Raw genomic sequence first — 22,193 nt, forward strand, 5'->3', positions numbered from 1 at the left:
GGATACAAAATTTTACATTATATGGCGAGCGTAGTCAAGGCTTCGGCGGCAAGAAATAACGATCCAGCGACAACTATCGGATTGCCAATTTTTCTAGCTTTTTTAACCGCTTCGGCTACAGGCAAATAATTCGGCAGATCAGCCGCTTGAGGATGGGAAGATTTTGCAAGAATAATATTCTTTGAAAATGATCCATAAATTCCAAGCATTGATCCAATGTCCTTATCCTCTTGGAATCCCAGTATAAAAGTAAAAGGCTTATTGATATTTAATTCTTTAAGAGACTCGATAAGGGCTTTCGCGCCGGCTGGATTATGCGCCCCGTCCACTATAATGAAAGGATCGTTAGAAACAATTTGGAACCGGCCCGGCCATTTTACCTTTCTCAATCCGGCTTCGATATGCTCACGGCTTACGGCTAACAGCTGGGCTACTTTTACTGCAACAGCTTCGTTTATTCTTTGAAAGGAGCCTTTTAACCCCCTCTCATTCTCCCCCTTGGTAAGGGGGAGATGTCCCGAGTCCTGAGCGAAGTCGAAGGGTCGAGGGACAGAGGGGGTGACCATTTCGCATTTCGCATCTCGCATCTCGCATCTCGATTTTATTACATCCAAAGCTTCAGGTTTGTTCTCAGCTGTCACCAAAGGAACTCCCTCTTTAATGATCCCAGCTTTCTCAAAAGCAATATCTTTCAAGGTCTTCCCAAGATACTCTGTATGATCGAAGTCAACATTAGTAATGACGGAAATTTGAGGGATAATGACATTTGTCGCATCAAGCCTTCCGCCCAGCCCAACTTCAACGATTGCGATATCAATTTTCTGTTCGGCAAAATATTTGAACGCAATGCATACGATGATCTCAAACTGAGTTAGTTCCAGATCTAGACTTTTTGAAATTCTTTGGATGTTTGAGGTTTGATGTTGGAGGTTATCATCTAATATTTCGTCACCATCAACCTTAATTCGCTCATTCCATTTATATAGATGTGGAGAAGTAAAAAGCCCTACTTTTTGGCCGGATTCTTTGAGGATTGAAGCAAGCATTGCACAGACAGAACCTTTGCCGTTAGTGCCAGCTACATGGATCGATTTGAATTTTACGTGCGGATCCCCAAGTTCTTTTAAGACGGCAGATACTCGTTCAAGCCCAAGGTTAATATTTAGCGTATCGAAATCGAGCATGTGGAAATTATAACATCACGCATATTGAATTTCATAATAGAATTCGAGAACTGCATGTTTGTTCCCGTCTGATCTTAGTTCGGCTTTTGCAATAACTCTTCCGCAAGGGCCTGAACCATGCAGATCCGTTTCGAAATAATAAGAAAAATCCATCTTAATGGGTTTGCTTGGAATGCCATTTGAAGCCAGCTCCCTAAAGGCGATCTTCAATGCAGTTGTAAAAGCATGGCTTGGCCTTTCAATATAACCATAATGCAATATCGGAGCATCGTTCACTTTAATGCTTAAGGAATCTACATTTGCTTCATACATTACGCCACTAATCGTCTTAGGAATTATTATTTCATCTTTAGGCCGAATAGATAAAAAGTCCAGTATGGCAACCGGACTTTGTGAAGGATTATCTACATATATTTTATCCCTGACTTTTGAAACAAGATGCCCCAATCCCCACATTACCTGTTTCCCTCTATAAACATGGGGAACCCGCCCGGCAACACTAACAAGATTTCTAAAAGCATTAACATAAACCATTTCAATCGCCCCCTTAATTTAAGACTCTGCTTTTACTATATCCATAATAAAAAGATGGGATTTCAGTTTTGGGATTCCTTTTTTAGAAGGTGGGATTTTAGATATATCGCTTCTTCTTCAAATATTTGGTGATATTCAGCATAAAAGCTTCAAGTTCAGGTATTTTTGAGTTCAAAATATTGTAAACTTTCGACCTGTCTATCTTGACATATTCATGGACTAAAAGGTTCCGAAATCTTGCAATACCCGAAAGCCTTGTGGCCAAGATTGAAGGGACAATTTTAACTTCTTCTAAAATATCTATTACTTCCTGTTTGTCCGATGGTTTTCTAAGGTCCAAGCTTACTATTAGCATATTCCCGACATCAAGCATGCATTCGATGGACAGCTGAAGATATCTTTCCGCGAGGCCAAAATAATGGTAATCATCAATAAAAATATTTTTCTTTATTCTCTTAAGCTCATTTAATACTTTTAAATATTCTTTAAGATGCTTAAACCTGGTCGCGATCGATTCGGTATCAACCATTTATGCAGCCTCCAAAATGCCTTTGAAGACACCTTTAGCAAAAGACATTTCGTATTCTTTTTCATCAAGATAATTGATCAAAATAGATGTTTCAAATCGGATCCTTTTCAATTGTGCCCTGCAAAATAATATTTTTCTGTCACGGATGATCCGGTGTTTCAACAGGAGCGGAGCTTCATTGATTATTACAACGTCTACACTGTCGGTCCTTAAAGCGTCGCATAAGTCGCCGACTAACGCCAGTTTTAAGTCTGTATATCCGGCTTTAGGCAAATTATCGTCCGCCTGGACGGCAAAATCGTAATCGGAAACAGGAGAAAAATCCCCTCTTGCCCTTGAACCAAAGAGATAGGCGGACACTATATGCTTATGCTTTTTAAAAATATTCCTGTAATCCATCATTCTGAATTATCCCATAGAAGCAAATTCCATGCAATCGTAAAATCAGGCGCGGGGGTGGAATTTTAGATAGATTTTCTTTAGCCTTTCGCGGGAAACGGACGTATATATTTCAGTGGTCGAAATATTGGAATGCCCCAGCATCTCTTGGACAGTTCTAAGATCCGCTCCATGCTCAAGCAAATGGGTTGCAAATGAGTGGCGAAGGGTATGGGTCGATGTTTTGGAACGAACTCCCGACTTGATAACGTATTTTTTAACGATATCCCATAGCGCTTGCCTGGACATCTTTGTCCCATTCCGATCAAGAAATAACGCTGTTTGCGATTCGTTTCGAAGCATTTTCGGCCTTTCTTCCTTTATATAGTGCTCTAGAGCATTTTTCGCCATTTCGCCTATTGGTACGATCCTTTCCTTTTCGCCCTTCCCCATGCATTTTACAAACCCGGCATCCAAATTCACGTCGTTCAATTCAAGCGAAATAAGCTCGGATGCCCGAAGCCCCGCCGCATAAAGCATTTCAAGTATTGCAGTATCTCTCATATTTTTTGAAGCGGACTTGAGCAGCGAATATATATCGTTCAAAGATAAAGCTTTTGGAAGCCTGATCGGAAGCTTCGGCAGCTTAAAGTCAGCGGTCGGATCAACTTTTGTTTTGCCTTCCGCCAAGAGATAATGGAAGTAAGCTTTCATTGCGGCTTGTTTGCGCATCCTGGTCGCAGGAGAAAATCCGATGTTTTCGAGATGATCCAAATATTTTTTAAAAGTCTCCCTGTTCAGTTCGTCTCCTTTTATGAACTTGAAGAATTGTTGGATGTCCCTTTTATAATTAGAAAGCGTATGTTTGGAGAAGCCTTTTTCGAAGTTTAGATAATCTAAAAATTCCTGCAGATATTGGATCATGCAGCTATTTACCCCCCCCTCTCTTTCTCCCCCTTAACAAGGGGGAGATGTAAGTGGGGGTCAGAATTTTATTGGCCATCAATATCCCAACAATAGTTTTCCCGTCAACGATCTTTTTATCAATAATCATTTTGGCCGCTTTTTTGATCGGAACGACCTCAACCTCGATATGCTCGTCTTCTTCATAGCTTTGTTCGGTCAATTCAAGCCCTGTCGCAAGAAAGATATGCAATAATTCGGTTGAATAACCAGGCGTTGTATAGATCGACGTAAGATGTTTTATTTTCTTTGAGACAAAGCCCGTTTCTTCTCTAAGCTCTCTTTTCGCGGCGGCTTTGTAAGCTTCTCCCTTTTCAAATAATCCGGCAGGTATTTCATACAATACTTTTTCAGCAGGCTTTCTAAATTGCCTGATCAAAACAACTTCTTTTTTATCGGTTATAGCAACAACAGCGACGGCGCCCGGGTGTTCGCATATTTCCCTATGGGAGATCCTGCCTGTCGCCATTTGAACCGTATCATCTCGCATACCGATCATACGGCCTTTATATATCCTCTTGCTTTTGATCGTCTTTTCAAACATGTTGTCAACCTCGGCTAACCTGCGAGTAAACCCTGCCTGCCGGCAGGCACGGCTCGCGGTTAGCAATTTCTCATAACCGCGGCGTTCAGCCGCAGGTACTATGAGCTACTATCTCTAACAGATATTTAACCCCATTTTTCAGATCTTTAACTTTTTTTAGCGCAGATCCATTTTCTATTAATATTCCTCTGCAAAAGCCTGTTCCTTACCCGATGGGCTGGATATCTTCACATATTTAATAAATCGATCAACAATTCTTTGTTCGGATTTTGAATTTCTGATTTTGGTTTTATTTTTTAAAATGCTCATAGCCGCCTTTAGAAATAGAAATATCCCCTTTTGAGTCAATAAGCTTTACACCAAACGACTTTGGAAAGATCTCTCCAACAATCGTCACCTTACCTATTAATTCTTTCGGCAACTTATCTATCTTGTTTATTGGGACTGTAAAAACCAATTCATATTCTTCTCCGCCGTAAAGAGCATTTTCAAGCGTTGCGCCTTTTGCTTTTGGGACATGGTCGGAATTGATCAAAGCGCCGACTGAACTTGCCTTGCAAACTTCCAAGACGGATCGTACAAGTCCGTCGCTTGAGTCTATCATTGAGGAAACAATCCCGGATTTAGCTAAAATTCTCGCTTCAGTGTTTCTCGATTTGTATCTTGTATTTTGTATCTTGTATCTTGCGGCGGCTTCTCCTCCAAATTTCCCAGTCACACATATTAAGTCGCCAGGCTTCGCTCCTGAACGAGTCAAAAGATATTCTTTTTCGACTTCACCTAATAGAGTGATCGATATGAACATTGATCTTGGCGACGCGACCGTATCGCCACCGACAATGTCGATCTTATGCTTCTTGGCAGAGGAGTTCATACCATTATAGATTTCCAGAGCATCTTTAGCCTCTAAGTTTTCAGGAAATCCGACAGTTACAACTGCATGGGTTGGAAGTCCACCCATAGCTGAAATATCAGATATGTTGGAAAAAAGAGCTTTGCAGCCCAGATGGAAAAAGGGGCCACTCCTGTCCCGATGAACATCGGGGCGGTTCCTCCCACTTTTTTCTAATTTGAAATGCACTCCTTCAACCATAGTATCAGTAGTAATTAATTGATATTTTTGAATATTTGAATTTTGAACTTTGGATTTGTTTGGATATTTGGATTTGGAAGTTGGATGTTTGAATTTGGAAGTTGGATGTTGTATTACGGCGCAGTCATCCCCAATTCCTATAACGGTATCCGACCGTTTGTTCTTTTTTTCGGCTTTTTTGAGAAGTTCGATAAGTCCAAATTCGCCAAGCTGGGATAGTTTCATGGGAGAATTATATCATGAGTTGCTAGAGAGAATCCTGATCAAGCTCGGATCAATTTCCTGCCTTTTCAAGCTTCTCTATAACGAGCCTTGCGGCTTCCCGCACATCTGGGTTTGCGTCTTTTTCCATGACAATTTTTAGGGCGGGAATTGCGCTTTTATCTTTTATCACCATGAATATCAATATAATGAAAAATTTCAATAAAAAAGAAATATTATTTTAAAGCTTCAGTTGAAACCTTATACGCGCAGAAGTCTCCGCACATGGAGCAGACATTATCCTCGCACTTTGATTTGCGTAGATCGTGGATCTTCTTGGCTTTAATTGGATCGATCGCCAGTTCTATTTGTTTTTTCCAATCAAGGGATTTGCGGGCTTTAGACATTTTCTTGTCCCAGTCCCTAGCGCCCTGCACACCTTTAGCTACATCGGCACAATGTGCGGCAATGCGTGAAGCCATTATCCCTTCTCTTACATCATTAGGCTGCGGCAGTCCCAAATGCTCCGTTGGTGTTACATAACAGAGAAAATCGGCGCCGGAAACTGCGGCAAGAGTTCCACCGATCGCGGCTGTAATATGATCATATCCTGGTGCGATATCTGTTGGAAGAGGCCCTAGGACATAAAATGGCGCGTTATAGCAATATTTTTTTTGCATTTTCATTTGGTCTACTATTTCATTATATGGAACATGTCCCGGCCCTTCTATTATTACCTGAACACCAGCTTTCCACGCCCTCTTTGTCAATTGTCCCAATATTTTAAGTTCTTTTATTTGAGCTGGATCCCCTGCGTCAATAATTGATCCTGGTCTCATGCCATCACCCAAAGACATAGTAATATCGTATTTTGCGGCAATTTCTAGCAATCGATCATAATGTTCATAAAATGGATTCTCTTGGTCGTTATCGATTATCCACTTAACTAGCATCGATCCTCCGCGGCTCACTACCCCCATCAATCTTGGTTTTTTTATTAATGCTTTGATAGATTCTCTATTCACGCCGCAATGGATCGTCATAAAATCGACGCCTTGTTTTGCCTGTTCTTCAACAACCGCAAACATGCCATCAACGGTCATCTTTTTCTGAACAACGGCTTGGTATATCGGAACAGTACCAAGGGGCAAGGAGCAAGCGGCAAGGATAGTTTTTCGGATATTTGTTAGATCTCCGCCCGTAGACAGGTCCATAACTGTATCGGCTTTTGCATCAATGCAAACTTTGAGTTTTTTTAATTCCTCATCTATATTTGGAAAATCAGCGGAAGTCCCAATATTTGCATTTATTTTTGTCCTCAACCCTTTTCCTATGCCTACGCCGGAGTTTACCCCGAGCGCAGTCGAGGGACCTATGCCTTTTTTATGGAGAGGATTGAAAGGAATTGCGATTGTCCCATTTGTTAAGCCTTTTAATATCGCATCGATAGGAACATTTTCAGAACGAGCAACTGATCTTATTTGAGGGGTAATATTCCCTTTTATTGCGGATTGTCTTTGCGTCATTTATGATTGGTATTCTTTCTGCTCTTCGGGCGCTTTTGCTTCTTTTGCGAGTTTTAACGCCGTTTCAACGGCTTCTTTTGGAGAATTAACGTAATGGACTTCTTTGTCCATTTGGCCGCTATGGTGGATAAATTGCCAAGTTTTAAGCCCGACGACAGGAATTTTGTAACCCAAAGCAAAAGCTATTTCAGAAAGTGTTCCATGGCTGCCGCCAACGGCAATTACCGCATGCCCTGACTTTACGACTAATTTATTTCTAGCATATCCAATTCCTGTAACGATCGGGTAATCGATATAAGGATTTGCGTCCTCACGCCTGCTGCCCGGCAAAATTCCGATCGTTGTTCCCCCTGCAGATTTTGCACCTTTACATGCAGATTCCATAACGCCTTTTAATGCGCCGCAGACAAGGACTGCTCCTGCTTTTCCTATTGCAAATCCAACTTCTTCGGCAAGTTTTGCGATATTCGGCGACGCATGGCTTTCGCCGATGACCGAAATGAATATTTTTTTATCTGGCATATTTCACTCCTAGCTTATTTCTTTAATAAAATCTTTCACTAAAGGAAGATATTTAGGAAAATTAGAATAAATCTCATCGGCCATCGCTTCATTGTACATGTGAGTTGTCTTATTTCTTGTATCAAGCATATCTAGCCAAACCATATCCCTTCCGATAATTCCGTTTTGAAATGCAGCTTTAATCACATCTTTTGGCGAATAAAGCTCTTTTACTCCTTTTTCTTCAAGTATCGCTTTCATTGTTTTCCAAGCCAGTTCAAAAGTAAATTCAAAACGCTTTATAGCCGAATCGCGGACGACAGGATCTTTTTTTTCGCGCATTATTTCCTTGAACCTTTCTGCCGCTTTTTTAAGTTGTTTAACAAGTTCATCCCTTTTACTGTTCATAGATCACCTCGAAATGTTGGAGTGCTACATCTTTAAAATCATCCGAAACCGTTTTAAAATCAACGAAATCAAATTTATTCAGGGTCCTAATGCTTTCAAGATCAGCCTGGACATCAAGTTTTTCCGCGGCTGAAAGCTTTTTTTTTGCCTCTATCCCGATATCAATATCCGATTTTGCAGTTGCATTGCCGCTTGCCCGTGAACCAAAAAAGAAAATCTTATAGTGATCAGCTTTTATGTTCTTCTTAATGATTTCAATAATTTTTTCTTTGATCCTTTGATGTTCTTGGTCCATACTTTTTGCAATTATATCATATTTTTGATAGAATCTTTAAAACATGGCGCAAACGATAACACAAAAAATATTAGCCAAACACGCAGGGTTAAAGACCGTTGGACCAGGGCAACTGATCAACTGCAAAGTCGATCTAGTACTTGGAAATGATATCACCGCCCCTCCGGCTATAAATGAATTTGAAAAGATCGGGGTCACAAAAGTTTTCGATAAAAAGAAGATATATCTTGTACCCGACCATTTCGCTCCCGCAAAAGATATCAAATCCGCGCAACAGATAAAAATGATGCGCGAATTTGCCCATAAATACGGCATCGTAAATTTCTTCGATATCGGCTGTATGGGAATTGAACACGCGCTCCTTCCTGAAATGGGCGCAATTAAAGCAGGCGATCTTGTCATCGGCGCCGATTCGCACACATGCACTTACGGCGCGCTGGGAGCATTTTCAACAGGCGTCGGATCAACCGATATGGCATCCGCAATGGCAACAGGTGAAGTCTGGTTCAAAGTCCCGGAACAACTAAAATTCATCTTCCGCGGAAAACTTCAAAAATGGGTTGAGCCCAAAGACCTTATACTCTATACGATTGGACAGATCGGCGTCGATGGCGCCCGATACATGTCCATGGAATTTACAGGCCCTGTGATCGATAAAATGTCTGTTGAAGGCAGATTGACGATGGCTAATATGGCGATCGAAGCCGGCGCCAAGAACGGGATCTTCGCTCCCGACAAGAAAGTTGTCGAATATTTAAAAAATAAAATATCGAACATTAATTTGTCATTTATCATTAGACATTTGTCATTACTACGATCGGACGCCGATGCAAAATATGCAAACATTTTTGATTGGGATGTTGCAAAGATCGAGCCGCAGGTCGCATTCCCCCATCTTCCAAGCAATACTCATCCGGTAAGCAAATGCAAACATATCAAACTCAACCAATCGGTGATCGGTTCATGTACAAATGGCCGCATCGAAGATATGCGTATCGCGGCAAAGATCCTTAAAGGCAAGAAAGTCCATCCAGACCTTAGATTAATTATTCTTCCAGCAACCCAGAATATTGAACTTCAGATGATAAAAGAAGGTTTGATGGAGATATTTATAAAAGCAGGAGCGGCAGTCTCTACCCCTACTTGCGGCCCTTGCCTTGGCGGACATATGGGAATTTTAGCCGAAGGCGAAAGATCAATTGCCACGACTAACAGGAATTTTGTTGGCAGAATGGGACATCCAAAATCGGAAGTTTATCTGTCAAACGTTGCGGTCGCCGCGGCATCGGCTGTTGCCGGAAGAATTATTAGTCCGGAGGTTTTATAAAATGAAAGGCAGTGCTTGGAAATTCGGGAATAATATCGATACAGATATGATCATTCCCGCTCGTTATTTAAATACATCGGATCCAGCCGAGCTTGCAAAACACTGCATGGAAGATGCCGATCCAACTTTTGTCAATAAAGTAAAGCTCGGTGATTTCATTGTTGGCGGAGAGAACTTCGGATGCGGATCATCAAGAGAACACGCACCGATCGCAATCAAAGCCGTTGGAGTTTCCGCGGTTATCGCGAAATCATTTGCCAGGATATTTTACAGAAACGCCATAAATATCGGGCTTCCGATCTTGGAATCGGTTGAAGCTGCGGAACAAATCAAAGAAGGCGACGAAATCGAAGTTGAATTATCCACGGGTACTATCAAAAACCTGTCATCGGGAAAGTATTACAAAGCGCAGCCTTTTCCGGAATTTATGCAGAAGATTATCGACAAAGGCGGCCTCATCAACTACTTGAGATCAAAGGCGAAGAACTAACCTGCGAGTAAACCCTGCCTGCCGGCAGGCACGGCTCGCGGTTAGAATTATTTCATAACCGCGGCGTTAAGCCGCAGGTGAATGAGTTCATCGCCGTCCCATTTGTAAACCAAACGCTTTCTTTTATTTCCCAACTTCTTCTCAAGCGCGTATTTTACGATCAGGGGAAAAGAAACAGATGGTTCAATAAAAGCCATTGCGCGAGTAGCGGTTTTGTTTATCTTGCCCCAAGAAGTGGCTTCCTTAAGTGTTGAACCCGAAAGCCCGCCCCAATGAGGCGAATCGGCAGTTACTTGAAGCGCATATTTATGCCCCTGCGAATAATTGCCAAAAATATAGCTCATAACGACCGAATCATTGATAAAGTTCTTGGGAACGCCGCCGGCAACATAGAATGCCGCGGTTTTCTTGCTTTTGACGACTATTTGAGTTAATTCATAATTATCGCGGATTGCATCTAATATTATACCAGCATTTCCTGTTTTTTTCTGCCAATAATAATGTTCCGTCAAGCCAATTCCTATTGAGCTATCGTTCAATGCGGGGCAAAATATCGGGATCCCTCTTTTTCTGGCGGTTACAAGAATTGATTGGTCGTCTTTTACAGTTTCGCTCAATAGAGAAAGGAATTCACGGCTTGAATACCTTTTTGGAGGCAGATTGCACGCGAATTTCGCAATATGAGAATCCACTTCCGCGAATTTTTCTTCATCAACATAAGTATCGTATATCCTGTCGATATATAAGTCGCGCAAGGCCGAATCGTCCGCATCGGGAGTTCCTTTATAATGATTATGGCCCAAAGCTTGATAATAATCCTGGTACATAATGGCACCGGTTGAAACTATCGCATCGACGAGGTTGTACTCGATCATATCTCTAATTACTTTTCTAAGCCCTGCGGCAATTAAAGGTCCGGCCAAGCCTAATATGATCGTAGGCCTTTCTTTATCTTTTAGCATTGCCTCGAACACCGATGCGCATTCGCCAAGATTTCGCGCTTGTATGGAAGCATTTTTGAACTGGCTTAATAGATCCGACACCGAATTCGACTTAAGTAGATCGATCTGCAAAACTGGGGTCTTTAATATTTTTTTCTTTTTGGACTTTGACCTTTGATCTTTGAGTTTTAACTTATAGTAGCCCATTTCATTTTGCATTTTATAACCTTTGATATTTGGGAAACCTGCGAATAAATTCACCCTTCGCAGTAGCACTGCTACGGAGAACGAGCTTCGCGGTTTCCAACTTTATTTTATCCGCGACGTTCAGTCGTAGGATACTAAAGAAATAATAGAACTTTTTCTCCCATATCTTTTGTTCCCAATCGTTTTTTTGGATCGTCCGAATCAGAAAAAAGATCTCCCGTCCTGTAGCCATCGGATAAAACCTTATTAACAGCATGTTCAATTGCATCAGCGCCTTTAATGGCTCCAATATGACGAAGCATTAATGCGGCAGTCAATATCCTGCCAAGAGGGTTGGCCTTGTCCTGACCTGCCAGAGTTGGGGCAGTTCCTGCCCCGCTTTCGAACATCGCGGCGCCTGTATCAGGGTTTATCGATGAACTAGCCATTAGTCCCATGCTTCCCATGGCTGAAGCGGCACCATCCGATAGAATGTCGCCATGCTCGTTGCCGCAGGCAATAACACCATTGAGTTTGGCTGGTGTAAAAAGAAGCGCGTTGGCTGAATCAACCAACTGATGAGTCAATGGAACATCAGGAAATTCCTTTTGTCCGATCTCTGTTGCGATCTTTCTCCAATAATCATATCTAGGCATGACGTTTGCCTTATCAATTGAGATCAATGGAAGTTTTAGCATTAAGGCATACGTAAAAGCGGCGCGCATATATTTCTCGATCGTGTTCTTTTTATAATACGCCAGGTCCGTAACAATTTCTTCTGACCCATTTACATCTTTCTTGAGTTTTACGCCTATCTTATTTCGAACATTTTCGGGTATGTCATTCATTAGATCGACATTTCCAAAATAACTGTCTTCCAGCAAGAACCGGATCCATATCTGCTTAATGCCCTCGTCGGGGATCCTATCCGGTTTGATGTTTGAAAGATTAGCCAAAGCTTTATAATAGATGATCGGCCTGAAATTAAGAAGAAGCCCCATCTTCTTTCGTAATGCAAGAAGAACCTTTGATTCGGGCTTCATTTCAGGATATTTTGCGCCGATCGTCGAATCGTTCGCGAAGTCGCCCACCCCGCCAAAAAAGATCAAACCAAGTTCAATCGCTTTTATTAATGAATCTTCGGGTAAAGTGTCTTTGTGTTTTTGGTAAGCATTCCAGCCCATTGGGGTTTCGACAAATTCAATATTGATATTATCAAGCTTTGCAGCAGCAATAGCAATTTTTACGGCTTGGGCCATCATTTCTGGCCCAGAACCATCCCCCATTACAAGCGCGATTTTAACTGTTCCCATATGCTGTAATTATACAACTAAAATACAGAATTATTAAATGAAATTTACGCCCCAAATCAAAGATATTTAAATCGCGATTTTGATAATGATTATCATTGAGACTAGTTAGGAACCTGCGAGTAAACCCTGCCTGCCGGCAGGCACGGCTCGCGGTTCCTAAAATCTACGAGGAAACCGCGATGCTTGTCCCGATTCCCACATCGGGATTTAGTCGCTGGTTTCCGAGTTGCTAACTGGTCTCATCATTATCAATTGCATGATTTGAACAAATAAATCCTAAACCCTTAAGATAAGCCTTTTTTCTAGCTCATAAATATTAAAGCGGATGGATTTAAAAGTTTTCCCGATACTTGGATCGACCAATTTACCGAATTCTTCAAGCACCCTTATCGCCTCTTCGGCCCGTTTTATATTTGATTTAAAAACGCTTTTTAAAGTGCTTCTTTTCCCTTCTTCTTTTGTATAAAGCTTTCCGCCGACATCAGTTAATGAATTTCTAGCTCTTAGCAATTCTTTGCGCGGAAGTTTGCCAGTGGCCTTTTTAAGTTGATTTCTTAACGATTTAATGGTCAGAGTTGCTTTTTTGTCATCCAAAATAAATCGAGCGAATTCTTCAGTAACGCGTAATCCCTCCATCGCCCTATTTACGTTCGCATCTAGAATTCTGTATATTTTTAATTTGTCATTTGTCATTTGAAATTTGTTATTACCGTCATGGCATGACGGTTGTGACCCACTGCTTGGGTTCGACCCTGATATTGTGAACCGACATTCCCCAATGAAGATGGGGACCAGATGATATCCCCGTATTTCCGGATAATCCCAAAAGATCGCCGGTTGATACTTCCTGTCCCACTTTTGCAAGCACTTTTGAAAAATGGAAATAAAGAGTATTAACGCCTTGGCCATGATCTATTACAACTGTCCCTCCAAATGCTTTCAAGAAGTCCGCAAAAACAACTATTCCACTGTTTGGCGCCAATATTCTGGTCCCTGCCGCCGCTCTCATATCCCAGCCCCGATGCCGGCTTCGGGGCTTGTTGTTTACAAATTCTCTGGTACCGAACGGCATAGTTGTTATCCCGGGAACAGGTTTTGCAAACAGGCCATCCCACAATTTTTTTGGGCTTTCTTTTGTCAATAAAGCTTCGATCGACGCCCATTCATTGTTCACGATCGAGGGAGCTCGCAGTTTGCTTTTGCTTGGCTTCAGGAAAAATTTCTCTATGGGGTATTTGAACTGGCTGACATAGATCGATGAATCAAAAGTTTCCGTTTCCCCGTTCTTTAAATACGCCTCTACATTGACAGGATATACGCCGATCTTTTCTTCCGGCATGGTCCCTACTATCGCTCTTAATCCGTCTTCGTATTGGTACAATTTGTAAGCGCGGCCGTTGAATTTTACTATCCCGCTTTCAACTTCAGGGCTGCCTGAAACAAAGACTATAAAACATCTGCCTTGGAATACTTCAGAATGCGCGACGACGTTTAGGGTGGCAGATGAAGGAAATGCACAAAGTGAAAGAAAAAAGATTATAGACCAGCGGCTAAATCCCGATGTGGGAATCGGGACAAGCGTCGCGGTTATTAAACTTTTGGAACCGCGAGCCGTGCCTGCCGGCAGGCAGGGTTTACTCGCAGGTTCCACTATTTTATCTCCTTAACGGAATTCCCTTCACCAACTTTTACGATCTTTGGCTTGTGAGTTTTTATTTCATCGGGTGTCAGAAGAGCATAAGCTAAAATAATTACTTTATCCCCTACTGCGCCAAGCTTTGCGGCAGGGCCTCGCAAACCGATCTCCTCTTTTTCCCCTTTGATAGTATAGGTTTCCAGCCTGTGGCCATTAGTAAAATTAAGGACCGCGACCTTTTCGCCAATAAATAATCCGGCTGCGTCCAATAATTTTGGATCGACTGCAATACTTCCTTCATAGTTTATTTCACTCGAGGTAACGGTCGCCATATGGAGTTTTGACTTTAACATTGAGATAAGCATAATAAGATTATATCATAGGGCTTCGCGAGGATTAAGAGTAGTACCCTTTGGGAGCAAGTTTCCGCGCCTTACAAGAGACCTATTGCTTATTACGCAATTTTCTTCGATAGTAACATCTTCTTCGATGCGGCACCAATTTCCGATTATGCTCTTTTTGACGCTTGTTCCCTTTGAAATATAAGAATCGGACCAAATAGAGCTTTCAGAAATATTCACTCCCACACCTATCACGCACATATCGCCAACGATCGCATCTTTGAGTATGACATCCTTTCTTATCTCACAGCGATCACCGATAATTACACATCCCTCGAATTTAACGGATGGATCGATCCTGCAATGCTTGCCGACCCAAACGCAAGACGACACTTTTTTTCCCGGTATCAGGGTGCGAACCCTTCCCTGCATCGCATCATGATTTGCCCTCATGTATGCGGAAATTGTGCCGACATCGGACCAATATTCGACCATCCTATATCCAAAGATCGGGATCCCTTGTTCGATCAAAATAGGGAAAAGTTCTTTCCCGAAATCATAGAATTTATCTTTTGGGATCAGGTCCAGTATCTCGGGCTCAAAAACATAAATGCCTGTATTTACCAAATTGCCCGAAACTTCATGAGCCTTTGGTTTCTCCTTGAACTGCAAGATTTCTCCGTTCCCTCCTACTTCAACAACACCAAAGCCTTCTATATCATCGACCGGACATAGAGCCAATGTCGCTTTGGACTTTTTCTTTTTATGGAATTCGATCAATTTCCTTAGGTTTATATCGGTTAAAGCGTCGGACGAAAGTACGACAAAAGTGCCGTCGATCTGTGCTATGTCGCAAGCCATTCGTTTTACTCCGCCCGCCGTTCCCATCAGCGTTTCTTCGTAAGAATAATTAAGATCAATCCCGTAATTATTGCCGTCGGAGAAATAATTCATTATCTGTTCTGGATGATAATGTATGTTAGCAACGATCTGCCTTATGCCATGCCTGCGGAGAAGCTCGATGTTATGTCGCATTGTGGGCTTATTGACTATCGGGACCATTGGTTTTGGTATCGCCAAAGTTAAAGGCTCAAGTCTTGTTCCGTAACCTGCAGCCATAATGAGAGCTGTTTTAACCATTATTTTTCGATCTTTCCGATTCTTCTTTTGTGGCGGGGATCATCGGTGAATGGTGTTGCAAGAAATGCGGCCACTATCTTTTTCGCGTTTTCAAGATCGACATATCTTCCGCCCAAAGCCAAAACATTGCAGTTGCCGTGCTCACGGCTTTGACGAGCTATTTCAACGCTTTGTGCGTTTACGGCCCTTATTCCTGGGACTTTGTTCGCGACAATTGTGACCCCGACACCGGATCCGCAAAAAAGAACGCCAAAATCAAATTCTTTCGCGGCTACGGCTTTCGCGGCGGGATACGCAAAATCTGGATAATCACAAGATTCCATGGAATTTGTCCCGAAATCTTTTACTTCGTGCTTTTGTTCCAACAAAAAGCTCTTGATCTTTTCTTTTAGTTCAAAGCCGCCGTGATCGGACCCAATTGCTATTTTCATTTTGACACCCTGCCTGCCGGCAGGCAAGGCATTAAAGCCTTCATTTCGGAAACCGCTTGCTTCATGCCGACAATAACCGACCGTGCAACTACGCTGAATCCGATATTTAATTCTTCGATCCCAGAAAGAACCACGATCTTTGGAGTATTATTGTAATCAAGGCCATGGCCTGCATTTATTTTAAGGCCGATCCATTGGGCTTTCTCGATCATACTCGATATTTTTCCAAGTTCTTGGGCGCGTTTAGTTTCAGTTTTGGCGTTAGCAAAAGCCCCTGTGTGGATCTCAATAAAATAAGCGCCAAGGACGGCGGCTTCCTCGATCTGCTCTTTGATCGGATCGATGAAAAGGCTAACTTTGATCCCCTTTCCCTGCAATTTATCGACAACGGGCTTTAGTTTCTTTCTGTTGCGTACGACATCCAAACCGCCTTCGGTCGTCAATTCTTTTCTCTTTTCCGGAACCAGCGTTACATAATCAGGTTTGATATTTAATGCAAAATCGACCATTTCGGGGGTTGCGGCCATTTCGAGATCAAGGCGCGTATTTAATGCTCGAAGCCTTTTAACATCATCGTCCTGGATATGCCGTCTGTCTTCGCGAAGATGGCAAACAATGCCGTCAGCTCCGCCCTCGATGGCTTGAATTGCGGCAACAACTGGATCGGGAAATTTATCAAGGCGAGCTTGCCTCAATGTTGCGATATGGTCGACATTTACTCCCAGTTTCATACTTTCATTATAACAAATCATGTTATAATAATCGACCATGATTAAGAAAATCTCTGCAATACTTATAATTGCTCTGCTTGCATCTCCATGTAACGCGATCACAAAAGCAAAAATCAATCAGCTTGGCATCAGATTAACAAAGCTTGCCGCCCCATACCAAAACAAAGTCGGCGTATGCATAATCGACCTGAAAACCGGCTTAAAGCTTACTATTAACGGCAAGATGCTGTTCCCGGCGGCTTCCGTCGCCAAAGTCCCTGTTATGGCTGCGGCATACCACATTTCAGAGGCAGGATCAATCGAGCTTTCCGAAAAATTATTATTCACTGAAAAAGACAAGCTCGGCGGGTCCGGCGTCCTCCAATGGATGAAAGGGAACCGCGAATACACATTGAAGAACCTTATCCGCTTAATGATAGTCCTATCGGACAATACCGCGACAAAAATGGTTATCGACCGCTTAGGCACAAATGAAGTCAACAGTTACATAAAAAATGCCGGCCTTAATAATACAAATATTGTTGATGCAACCTGCCTGAATGAAAAGCCAAACCCCGATATGAACATGACAACACCCGAAGATATGGCGATAATGATGGTCATCCTGCAATCAAATAAGTTTACAAAACAATCGCGCAATGAAATGCTTGATTTCATGAAAAAGCAAAGATATAGATGGGGGATTTGGAAAGGCGTGCCGCGCGGGATAGTTGTTGCTGATAAAACAGGGAATGTTGAAGGCGTGTTAAATGATGTTGGGATCGTCTACAAGAAAAAAGGTTCATATGTGATCTCTATATTCACGAACGGCTTTAAAAAGAAAAGGGACGCGAGAAAGATAATAAATAAGATCTCGGAGATAACATATGGATTTTCAAACTAAAGAAAAACAGCTGGAATTGCGCTTGAAGAGCCTTGGCATCGGCAAAAATGATGTCGCCCAAAAATTTATTCGCTCAAGCGGTAAAGGCGGCCAAAACGTCAATAAAGTATCAACCGCAGTTTACCTAAAACATATCCCATCCGGTATTGAAGTCAAGATGTCGCAAGAACGCTCACAAGCGCTGAACCGATTCCTTGCATGGAGACTATTAGCCGACAAGATAGAAGAAAAGATATTGGGGTTAAAAAGCAAGCATAGGCAGGAGGTCGAAAAAATAAGAAGACAGAAGAGAAAGAGAAGCAGGCGATCGAAAGAGAAGATGCTAAAAAACAAGAAAATGGTTTCGGAGAAGAAGCAGTCAAGAAAAGCACCAAAACTTATTAACAACTCTTAATAATTCTTTTGCGGTAATTGCGGGGAAATGGTTCATGACATTGAAAGTTCTAGTTTGATCTCGCCAATAAGCAGGTCGTTTTCCAGAGGGATCGGTTCTCCGCTTTTTTTCAAGCTTTCAATAAACGCTTCGATAGCTTCCTTAATATTATTCTTTGCCTCTTCAACCGTGTCGCCAAAAGAATGGCCCCCTGCCAAACTTGGGCAATAAACGTGATATCCGCCTTCGATTTCAGGCTCCATAATTACGGTAAAATTATAAGTCATTCAACACCTCAATATAATTATAACACTCGAAATGCGATATTCAACTAAACCTTCTTATGGATCAAAGCAATAGCGTATGCGGAAATGCCTTCTTTGCGTCCTGTAAAGCCCATTTTTTCTTCGGTTTTACCCTTGATATTTATCTTGCCTTCCTCAATATTTAGGATCCTCGCTATGTTCTCTTTTATCTGGTTAACATAAGGCTTGATCTTTGGTTCTTCGCAAACAAGAGTCGTATCAATATTATTAATGAGCATCTCTGATTTTGCCAAGGCTTCTCCAACTTTTGACAGCAAGACAAGGCTAGAAATCCCTTTATATTTTGGATCGGTATCAGGAAAGAAATCACCAATAGCTCCCTCACCCATCGCACCGATCAATGCGTCAATAATTGCATGCAAAAGGACATCGGCATCAGAGTGGCCTAGTAGGCCCTTTTCATTTGGGATCTCAACTCCACCTAAGATAAGCTTACGTCCTGCGGCTAATTTATGCGCATCATATCCAAATCCTATTCGCATATAACCTTCACAAATTTTCTTTTCCCGGCTTGAATGATTTTTTCAGTTGAAAGGTCAATTATCGCTTTTGCATCTTTAACTACTTCGGAATCAACTCTAACTCCGCCTTGCTCTATCAATCGTTTTGCATCCGAATTTGATTGCGCCATTTTTGCTTCAATCAATATCGATAACAGGGTCGACTTTTTTTCTTTTAGTTTAAGGAGTTCTATATCTTCCGGCAGTTTCCCTTTTGAAAACACGGATTCAAATCTTACTTGCGCGGCATCGGCTTCTTTTTTTGAATAGAATCTTGCAACGATAATCTTCGCTAATCGTTTTTTAGCCTCCATAGGATGCATAGCTTTTACTTCATCCATTGGCACATCAGTTAATAATTCATAATATCGAAGCATCAGAACATCGGATACCGACATTATTTTTCCGAATATTTCGGACGGCGGCTCGTTAATGCCGATATAATTGCTAAGAGATTTACTCATTTTTTGCACGCCGTCCAGGCCTTCGAGTATCGGCAAGGTGATGATTACTTGCGCTGGGACATTGTAGCCTCTTTGCAGCTCTCGTCCGACAAGCATATTAAATTTTTGGTCGGTACCGCCGATCTCGACATCATTTTCAAGCTCTACCGAATCATAACCTTGCATTAGAGGATAGAGAAATTCATGAACTGATATTGAATCTCCTTTCTTGAATCTCTTAGAAAAATCATCCCTTTCAAGCATTCTTGCAACATTGTACTTTGCGGCTAAATTGATTGTGTCCTGCAATTTCAACTTCGAAAGCCATGAACTGTTGAAAACCACTTTTGTCTTGTTTTTATCCAATATTTTGAAAATCTGTACAAGATAGGTCCTTGAATTATTCTCAATATCCTCAAAAGAAAGAGGTTTTCTTGTTTCCGATTTCCCTGTGGGATCCCCTATTTGCGCCGTAAAATCCCCGATTATAAAAACAACTTCATGCCCCAAGTCCTGAAGCTGCCTTAATTTGTTAAGCACAACAGTGTGCCCCAAATGTATATCTGGCGCGGATGGGTCGGCGCCGAACTTTATGAGGAGCTTCCTGCCCGACCTTAATTTTTCCAATAGCTCATCTTCTGGTATGATCTCGGCTGTGCCGCGTTTGAATATCTTAAATTGTTCTTCTGCTTCCATCATCTGCATCCGATCTCTTTTAACGCTAGTTTTATTTTACCCGCCGGTATATTGTTTCGAACAGCGGTTTTCCCGATGCCGTTCGGCAATACCAATACAACTTTGCCGTCCATCACTTTTTTATCAAGCGCTAATTTGCCGATTATTAGATCCGCCCTTAATTTGCAAACGACAGGAAGTTTGAATTTTGAAAGGAGGCTTGTTATCCTATTAAGGTCGATCTTGCTCAAAAGCTTCAACCTGCGCGCTAAATGCGCCGAAGCCGCGATCCCTGCCGAAACGGCTTCGCCATGCGTATATTTTGAATAAGAAGTTAAGGATTCAATAGCATGGCCGAATGTATGGCCAAGGTTCAAAATCATACGGAGGCCTGTTCTTTCATATTCGTCGCGCGATACAACATCTGCTTTAATCTTTGCGCATTTAGCGATGATCGTTTCCCAAAATTTCGGGTCAACTACAGGGTTTCTTTCCAATAATCTGAATATCGAAGCATCTTTTATGATGCCGTATTTAACAACCTCGGCAAGACCGGTTTTAATTTCGCGCGGCGGAAGCGTTTTTATAAGTTCGGGATCTATAACCACAAGCTTCGGCTGGTAGAAAGCGCCTATTAAATTTTTGCCTTTTTCATGGTCGACGCCGGTTTTTCCGCCGATCGAAGCGTCAACCTGCGCAAGAAGCGTCGTTGGCACATTGACAAGAGGCAAGCCCCTCATATAGGTCGCGGCAACAAACCCGGCCAGATCGCAGACAACGCCTCCTCCAAAAGCTATAAGGAGGGAATCCCTGTGAATATTTGAAACAACCATCTGGTCGTAAACAGCCGCAGCAGTATAAAGCGTTTTATGTTTTTCGCCGGCGGGAACTTTGATTATTGTTGTCTGGTACTGTTTCAGTATCTCCCTTATTATCGAACCGTAAAGAGAATCCACATTGGTATCCGTGATGAGGAGAATGCTCGAGGATTTGATGTTCTTTATAAGGCCAGCGAGCTTATAAAGCGCCCCGCTCCCAACTAAAACATCGTAGCTTCTTTCTTTCAGGCTAACTTTGACCTTTTGCATATTTGATTATCTCCTCGGCTACGGAATCAACATCTTTTTTTGTGGTATCGATCTTATGATCGGCTGAACTATTATATATTGGATCCCTTTTTTGTAAAATCTCTTTTATTTTTTGGGCTTTCTCCCCATCTTCTAGAAGCGGCCTGTTCTTCATGGAACCTATGCGGCTTAAGATCGTATCAGTTGCGGCAGTTAAGAGGATCACTTTCCCGATCTCATGCAGCAGTTTCACATTTTCTTCCCTTAAAATTATCCCGCCTCCGGTCGCAAGCACAAAATCGTCAAAATCAACCAGGGTCTTCAATGATTCGGTTTCGAGGTCCCTGAAATATTTTTCGCCTTCTTTTTCAAACATTTCGGATATTTTTCTTCCTTCGATTTTTTCGATGAGCTCGTCGGTATCAAGAAAATTGTACCCAAGCCGTGACGCCGCCCTTTTCCCAACCTCCGACTTGCCAACTCCCATGAAACCGATTAGAATGATATTCATGACTTTATTGTTTTTGCCAATCTTAATTCATACGGCTTGAGGTCAAACTTCATTGCTCTTGTTTCATTATTAATGTCATTTGTCAAAAAACTAAACCCATTATTCTTATAAAACTTCAATGTCAGAGAATTGTTATAGGCATCCGCCAGCAGAAATCGGCAACCCGTCTTATTGTTATATATAAACCAATACTTTATAAAATCAATGATCTGGCTGCCAAGTTTTCCTCCCTGATATTTCGCGCAAACCGCCAAACGGCCAATTTTCACAGCAGGGATCTTTTCATGCCGCTTTTGATTTGGGATTTTCCTGTTAAGCTTGTTTGAAGCCTTGATCCCATCATTTAATACCGTAAAATAAGCGGCTATTTCTCTGGAATTTTTGGAGCGAAAAAGATAAGTAACGCCTAGGAGCTCGTGCTGGTATGGCAAAGAATCTTTTAGCAAAAATTCATTCAAATCCGGGTCGCCACAGTCAAATTCGTTATCGTTTAAATATGAGGAGATTCTCTCGCGAAATAGTTCATCGATATGCATTTTTAAGATCAGCGGTATTCCTTTCAATTATTTCAAAAATCTTCTTGCCGCGCAAAACATCCTCTTTAGTTACGTTTTCCATTTTTGGATAACTAACTTCTTTGAGAAATTTTTCCGCTTCTTTCCCCTTTAAATCAGGAGTTGGTGCAATCGGTTTCGCCATCTTTATCCCTCCGCACAATATATT

General features: G+C 41.9%; 30 protein-coding genes. 4 read left to right on the top strand and 26 right to left on the bottom strand.

Features of this window, described 5'->3' with window-relative positions; all coding sequences use genetic code 11:
* Positions 1-17: 17 nt before the first annotated feature.
* The 11 genes from HZC34_02360 to HZC34_02410 all read right to left on the bottom strand — a co-directional run bounded on the left by HZC34_02360 (position 18) and on the right by HZC34_02410 (position 8,156).
* Entirely contained in the window at positions 18-1,184 is a 1,167-nt protein-coding gene (locus HZC34_02360; protein MBI5700676.1) for a bifunctional folylpolyglutamate synthase/dihydrofolate synthase, read from the bottom strand.
* Between the two features lie 15 nt (positions 1,185-1,199).
* Complete coding sequence (locus tag HZC34_02365; protein MBI5700677.1) at positions 1,200-1,718, bottom strand: hypothetical protein; 519 nt, start codon at positions 1,716-1,718, stop codon at positions 1,200-1,202.
* Between the two features lie 97 nt (positions 1,719-1,815).
* Positions 1,816-2,247 (bottom strand): DUF86 domain-containing protein, encoded by a 432-nt coding sequence (locus tag HZC34_02370; protein MBI5700678.1) that lies wholly within the window; start codon positions 2,245-2,247, stop codon positions 1,816-1,818.
* Positions 2,248-2,649: a nucleotidyltransferase domain-containing protein gene (locus tag HZC34_02375; protein ID MBI5700679.1), complete on the bottom strand. Its 402-nt coding sequence runs from the start codon at positions 2,647-2,649 to the stop codon at positions 2,248-2,250.
* Positions 2,650-2,691: 42 nt separating this feature from the next.
* The gene (xerD, locus tag HZC34_02380) at positions 2,692-3,549 is read right to left on the bottom strand and encodes a site-specific tyrosine recombinase XerD (GenBank protein ID MBI5700680.1); all 858 of its coding nucleotides are present in this window, start codon (positions 3,547-3,549) and stop codon (positions 2,692-2,694) included.
* A gap of 4 nt (positions 3,550-3,553) precedes the next feature.
* Positions 3,554-4,132: an NUDIX hydrolase gene (locus HZC34_02385; GenBank protein ID MBI5700681.1), complete on the bottom strand. Its 579-nt coding sequence runs from the start codon at positions 4,130-4,132 to the stop codon at positions 3,554-3,556.
* Between the two features lie 289 nt (positions 4,133-4,421).
* Positions 4,422-5,450 carry a thiamine-phosphate kinase gene (thiL, locus tag HZC34_02390; protein MBI5700682.1) on the bottom strand — a complete coding sequence of 343 codons (1,029 nt, stop codon included), beginning with the start codon at positions 5,448-5,450 and terminating at the stop codon, positions 4,422-4,424.
* Between the two features lie 212 nt (positions 5,451-5,662).
* Positions 5,663-6,952, bottom strand: coding sequence for a phosphomethylpyrimidine synthase ThiC (gene thiC, locus HZC34_02395; protein MBI5700683.1), 1,290 nt, complete (start codon positions 6,950-6,952; stop codon positions 5,663-5,665).
* A complete protein-coding gene (locus HZC34_02400) occupies positions 6,953-7,474 on the bottom strand; it encodes a TIGR00725 family protein (GenBank protein ID MBI5700684.1) in 522 nt (173 codons plus the stop codon).
* Between the two features lie 9 nt (positions 7,475-7,483).
* Positions 7,484-7,861, bottom strand: a complete 378-nt coding sequence (locus tag HZC34_02405; protein ID MBI5700685.1) for a nucleotidyltransferase substrate binding protein — start codon at positions 7,859-7,861, stop codon at positions 7,484-7,486.
* Positions 7,851-8,156 carry a nucleotidyltransferase domain-containing protein gene (locus HZC34_02410; GenBank protein ID MBI5700686.1) on the bottom strand — a complete coding sequence of 102 codons (306 nt, stop codon included), beginning with the start codon at positions 8,154-8,156 and terminating at the stop codon, positions 7,851-7,853. Before HZC34_02410 ends, HZC34_02405 begins: the two co-directional genes overlap by 11 nt.
* A gap of 43 nt (positions 8,157-8,199) precedes the next feature.
* Between HZC34_02410 and leuC the strand changes: the two genes are divergently transcribed.
* Positions 8,200-9,483, top strand: a complete 1,284-nt coding sequence (gene leuC / locus HZC34_02415) for a 3-isopropylmalate dehydratase large subunit (protein MBI5700687.1) — start codon at positions 8,200-8,202, stop codon at positions 9,481-9,483.
* A gap of 1 nt (position 9,484) precedes the next feature.
* Positions 9,485-9,973: a 3-isopropylmalate dehydratase small subunit gene (gene leuD / locus HZC34_02420; protein MBI5700688.1), complete on the top strand. Its 489-nt coding sequence runs from the start codon at positions 9,485-9,487 to the stop codon at positions 9,971-9,973.
* Positions 9,974-10,020: 47 nt separating this feature from the next.
* Here leuD and HZC34_02425 read toward each other — a convergent pair whose 3' ends face one another.
* The 8 genes from HZC34_02425 to HZC34_02460 form a co-directional block, all read right to left on the bottom strand.
* Positions 10,021-11,121 (bottom strand): deoxyhypusine synthase family protein, encoded by a 1,101-nt coding sequence (locus HZC34_02425; protein MBI5700689.1) that lies wholly within the window; start codon positions 11,119-11,121, stop codon positions 10,021-10,023.
* 134 nt (positions 11,122-11,255) lie between these two features.
* Positions 11,256-12,413, bottom strand: a complete 1,158-nt coding sequence (locus HZC34_02430; protein ID MBI5700690.1) for a hypothetical protein — start codon at positions 12,411-12,413, stop codon at positions 11,256-11,258.
* A 276-nt stretch (positions 12,414-12,689) separates the two neighbouring features.
* Positions 12,690-13,106 carry a thiamine-phosphate pyrophosphorylase gene (locus tag HZC34_02435; GenBank protein MBI5700691.1) on the bottom strand — a complete coding sequence of 139 codons (417 nt, stop codon included), beginning with the start codon at positions 13,104-13,106 and terminating at the stop codon, positions 12,690-12,692.
* A gap of 19 nt (positions 13,107-13,125) precedes the next feature.
* The gene (locus HZC34_02440; protein MBI5700692.1) at positions 13,126-14,064 is read right to left on the bottom strand and encodes a M23 family metallopeptidase; all 939 of its coding nucleotides are present in this window, start codon (positions 14,062-14,064) and stop codon (positions 13,126-13,128) included.
* On the bottom strand, positions 14,064-14,414 hold the full coding sequence (locus HZC34_02445) for an aspartate 1-decarboxylase (protein ID MBI5700693.1): 351 nt from the start codon (positions 14,412-14,414) through the stop codon (positions 14,064-14,066). The genes HZC34_02440 and HZC34_02445 overlap by 1 nt, the downstream gene beginning before the upstream one ends.
* Positions 14,415-14,426: 12 nt before the next feature.
* Complete coding sequence (locus tag HZC34_02450; GenBank protein MBI5700694.1) at positions 14,427-15,530, bottom strand: NDP-sugar synthase; 1,104 nt, start codon at positions 15,528-15,530, stop codon at positions 14,427-14,429.
* Positions 15,530-15,961, bottom strand: coding sequence for a ribose 5-phosphate isomerase B (gene rpiB / locus HZC34_02455; protein ID MBI5700695.1), 432 nt, complete (start codon positions 15,959-15,961; stop codon positions 15,530-15,532). Before rpiB ends, HZC34_02450 begins: the two co-directional genes overlap by 1 nt.
* Positions 15,958-16,692 carry a pyridoxine 5'-phosphate synthase gene (locus HZC34_02460; GenBank protein MBI5700696.1) on the bottom strand — a complete coding sequence of 245 codons (735 nt, stop codon included), beginning with the start codon at positions 16,690-16,692 and terminating at the stop codon, positions 15,958-15,960. The genes rpiB and HZC34_02460 overlap by 4 nt, the downstream gene beginning before the upstream one ends.
* Before the next feature lie 37 nt (positions 16,693-16,729).
* On the opposite strand from HZC34_02460, the gene HZC34_02465 reads away from it, so the two are divergent.
* Both HZC34_02465 and HZC34_02470 read left to right on the top strand, forming a co-directional pair.
* Positions 16,730-17,575, top strand: a complete 846-nt coding sequence (locus HZC34_02465; protein MBI5700697.1) for a serine hydrolase — start codon at positions 16,730-16,732, stop codon at positions 17,573-17,575.
* Positions 17,559-17,969 carry a peptide chain release factor-like protein gene (locus tag HZC34_02470; protein MBI5700698.1) on the top strand — a complete coding sequence of 137 codons (411 nt, stop codon included), beginning with the start codon at positions 17,559-17,561 and terminating at the stop codon, positions 17,967-17,969. The genes HZC34_02465 and HZC34_02470 overlap by 17 nt, the downstream gene beginning before the upstream one ends.
* Positions 17,970-18,001: 32 nt before the next feature.
* Here HZC34_02470 and HZC34_02475 read toward each other — a convergent pair whose 3' ends face one another.
* From HZC34_02475 to HZC34_02505, 7 genes are read right to left on the bottom strand one after another with little or no spacing between them, the layout of a single operon-like run.
* Positions 18,002-18,235, bottom strand: a complete 234-nt coding sequence (locus HZC34_02475) for a type II toxin-antitoxin system HicB family antitoxin (protein MBI5700699.1) — start codon at positions 18,233-18,235, stop codon at positions 18,002-18,004.
* 44 nt (positions 18,236-18,279) lie between these two features.
* Positions 18,280-18,756 (bottom strand): 2-C-methyl-D-erythritol 2,4-cyclodiphosphate synthase, encoded by a 477-nt coding sequence (locus tag HZC34_02480; protein ID MBI5700700.1) that lies wholly within the window; start codon positions 18,754-18,756, stop codon positions 18,280-18,282.
* Positions 18,747-19,913, bottom strand: coding sequence for a tyrosine--tRNA ligase (locus tag HZC34_02485; GenBank protein ID MBI5700701.1), 1,167 nt, complete (start codon positions 19,911-19,913; stop codon positions 18,747-18,749). The genes HZC34_02480 and HZC34_02485 overlap by 10 nt, the downstream gene beginning before the upstream one ends.
* Positions 19,913-20,980 (bottom strand): 3-dehydroquinate synthase, encoded by a 1,068-nt coding sequence (gene aroB, locus HZC34_02490; protein ID MBI5700702.1) that lies wholly within the window; start codon positions 20,978-20,980, stop codon positions 19,913-19,915. Before aroB ends, HZC34_02485 begins: the two co-directional genes overlap by 1 nt.
* On the bottom strand, positions 20,961-21,470 hold the full coding sequence (locus HZC34_02495; GenBank protein MBI5700703.1) for a shikimate kinase: 510 nt from the start codon (positions 21,468-21,470) through the stop codon (positions 20,961-20,963). The genes aroB and HZC34_02495 overlap by 20 nt, the downstream gene beginning before the upstream one ends.
* Complete coding sequence (locus HZC34_02500) at positions 21,467-22,006, bottom strand: GNAT family N-acetyltransferase (GenBank protein MBI5700704.1); 540 nt, start codon at positions 22,004-22,006, stop codon at positions 21,467-21,469. Before HZC34_02500 ends, HZC34_02495 begins: the two co-directional genes overlap by 4 nt.
* Positions 21,993-22,169, bottom strand: coding sequence for a hypothetical protein (locus tag HZC34_02505; GenBank protein MBI5700705.1), 177 nt, complete (start codon positions 22,167-22,169; stop codon positions 21,993-21,995). The genes HZC34_02500 and HZC34_02505 overlap by 14 nt, the downstream gene beginning before the upstream one ends.
* Positions 22,170-22,193 lie beyond the last annotated feature (24 nt).

It is taken from the genome of Candidatus Saganbacteria bacterium (assembly GCA_016223245.1).
In the GTDB taxonomy this organism is placed as follows: domain Bacteria; phylum Margulisbacteria; class WOR-1; order XYC2-FULL-46-14; family XYC2-FULL-37-10; genus JACRPL01.

Coding starts and splice junctions, on each gene's coding strand:
- HZC34_02360 (MBI5700676.1), bottom strand. CDS start 1,184: ATGCTCGATTTCGATACGCTAAATATTAACCTTGGGCTTGAACGAGTA.
- HZC34_02365 (MBI5700677.1), bottom strand. CDS start 1,718: ATGGTTTATGTTAATGCTTTTAGAAATCTTGTTAGTGTTGCCGGGCGG.
- HZC34_02370 (MBI5700678.1), bottom strand. CDS start 2,247: ATGGTTGATACCGAATCGATCGCGACCAGGTTTAAGCATCTTAAAGAA.
- HZC34_02375 (MBI5700679.1), bottom strand. CDS start 2,649: ATGATGGATTACAGGAATATTTTTAAAAAGCATAAGCATATAGTGTCC.
- xerD (MBI5700680.1), bottom strand. CDS start 3,549: ATGATCCAATATCTGCAGGAATTTTTAGATTATCTAAACTTCGAAAAA.
- HZC34_02385 (MBI5700681.1), bottom strand. CDS start 4,132: ATGTTTGAAAAGACGATCAAAAGCAAGAGGATATATAAAGGCCGTATG.
- thiL (MBI5700682.1), bottom strand. CDS start 5,450: ATGAAACTATCCCAGCTTGGCGAATTTGGACTTATCGAACTTCTCAAA.
- thiC (MBI5700683.1), bottom strand. CDS start 6,952: ATGACGCAAAGACAATCCGCAATAAAAGGGAATATTACCCCTCAAATA.
- HZC34_02400 (MBI5700684.1), bottom strand. CDS start 7,474: ATGCCAGATAAAAAAATATTCATTTCGGTCATCGGCGAAAGCCATGCG.
- HZC34_02405 (MBI5700685.1), bottom strand. CDS start 7,861: ATGAACAGTAAAAGGGATGAACTTGTTAAACAACTTAAAAAAGCGGCA.
- HZC34_02410 (MBI5700686.1), bottom strand. CDS start 8,156: ATGGACCAAGAACATCAAAGGATCAAAGAAAAAATTATTGAAATCATT.
- leuC (MBI5700687.1), top strand. CDS start 8,200: ATGGCGCAAACGATAACACAAAAAATATTAGCCAAACACGCAGGGTTA.
- leuD (MBI5700688.1), top strand. CDS start 9,485: ATGAAAGGCAGTGCTTGGAAATTCGGGAATAATATCGATACAGATATG.
- HZC34_02425 (MBI5700689.1), bottom strand. CDS start 11,121: ATGGGCTACTATAAGTTAAAACTCAAAGATCAAAGGTCAAAGTCCAAA.
- HZC34_02430 (MBI5700690.1), bottom strand. CDS start 12,413: ATGGGAACAGTTAAAATCGCGCTTGTAATGGGGGATGGTTCTGGGCCA.
- HZC34_02435 (MBI5700691.1), bottom strand. CDS start 13,106: ATGACAAATGACAAATTAAAAATATACAGAATTCTAGATGCGAACGTA.
- HZC34_02445 (MBI5700693.1), bottom strand. CDS start 14,414: ATGCTTATCTCAATGTTAAAGTCAAAACTCCATATGGCGACCGTTACC.
- HZC34_02450 (MBI5700694.1), bottom strand. CDS start 15,530: ATGGTTAAAACAGCTCTCATTATGGCTGCAGGTTACGGAACAAGACTT.
- rpiB (MBI5700695.1), bottom strand. CDS start 15,961: ATGAAAATAGCAATTGGGTCCGATCACGGCGGCTTTGAACTAAAAGAA.
- HZC34_02460 (MBI5700696.1), bottom strand. CDS start 16,692: ATGAAACTGGGAGTAAATGTCGACCATATCGCAACATTGAGGCAAGCT.
- HZC34_02465 (MBI5700697.1), top strand. CDS start 16,730: ATGATTAAGAAAATCTCTGCAATACTTATAATTGCTCTGCTTGCATCT.
- HZC34_02470 (MBI5700698.1), top strand. CDS start 17,559: ATGGATTTTCAAACTAAAGAAAAACAGCTGGAATTGCGCTTGAAGAGC.
- HZC34_02475 (MBI5700699.1), bottom strand. CDS start 18,235: ATGACTTATAATTTTACCGTAATTATGGAGCCTGAAATCGAAGGCGGA.
- HZC34_02480 (MBI5700700.1), bottom strand. CDS start 18,756: ATGCGAATAGGATTTGGATATGATGCGCATAAATTAGCCGCAGGACGT.
- HZC34_02485 (MBI5700701.1), bottom strand. CDS start 19,913: ATGGAAGCAGAAGAACAATTTAAGATATTCAAACGCGGCACAGCCGAG.
- aroB (MBI5700702.1), bottom strand. CDS start 20,980: ATGCAAAAGGTCAAAGTTAGCCTGAAAGAAAGAAGCTACGATGTTTTA.
- HZC34_02495 (MBI5700703.1), bottom strand. CDS start 21,470: ATGAATATCATTCTAATCGGTTTCATGGGAGTTGGCAAGTCGGAGGTT.
- HZC34_02500 (MBI5700704.1), bottom strand. CDS start 22,006: ATGCATATCGATGAACTATTTCGCGAGAGAATCTCCTCATATTTAAAC.
- HZC34_02505 (MBI5700705.1), bottom strand. CDS start 22,169: ATGGCGAAACCGATTGCACCAACTCCTGATTTAAAGGGGAAAGAAGCG.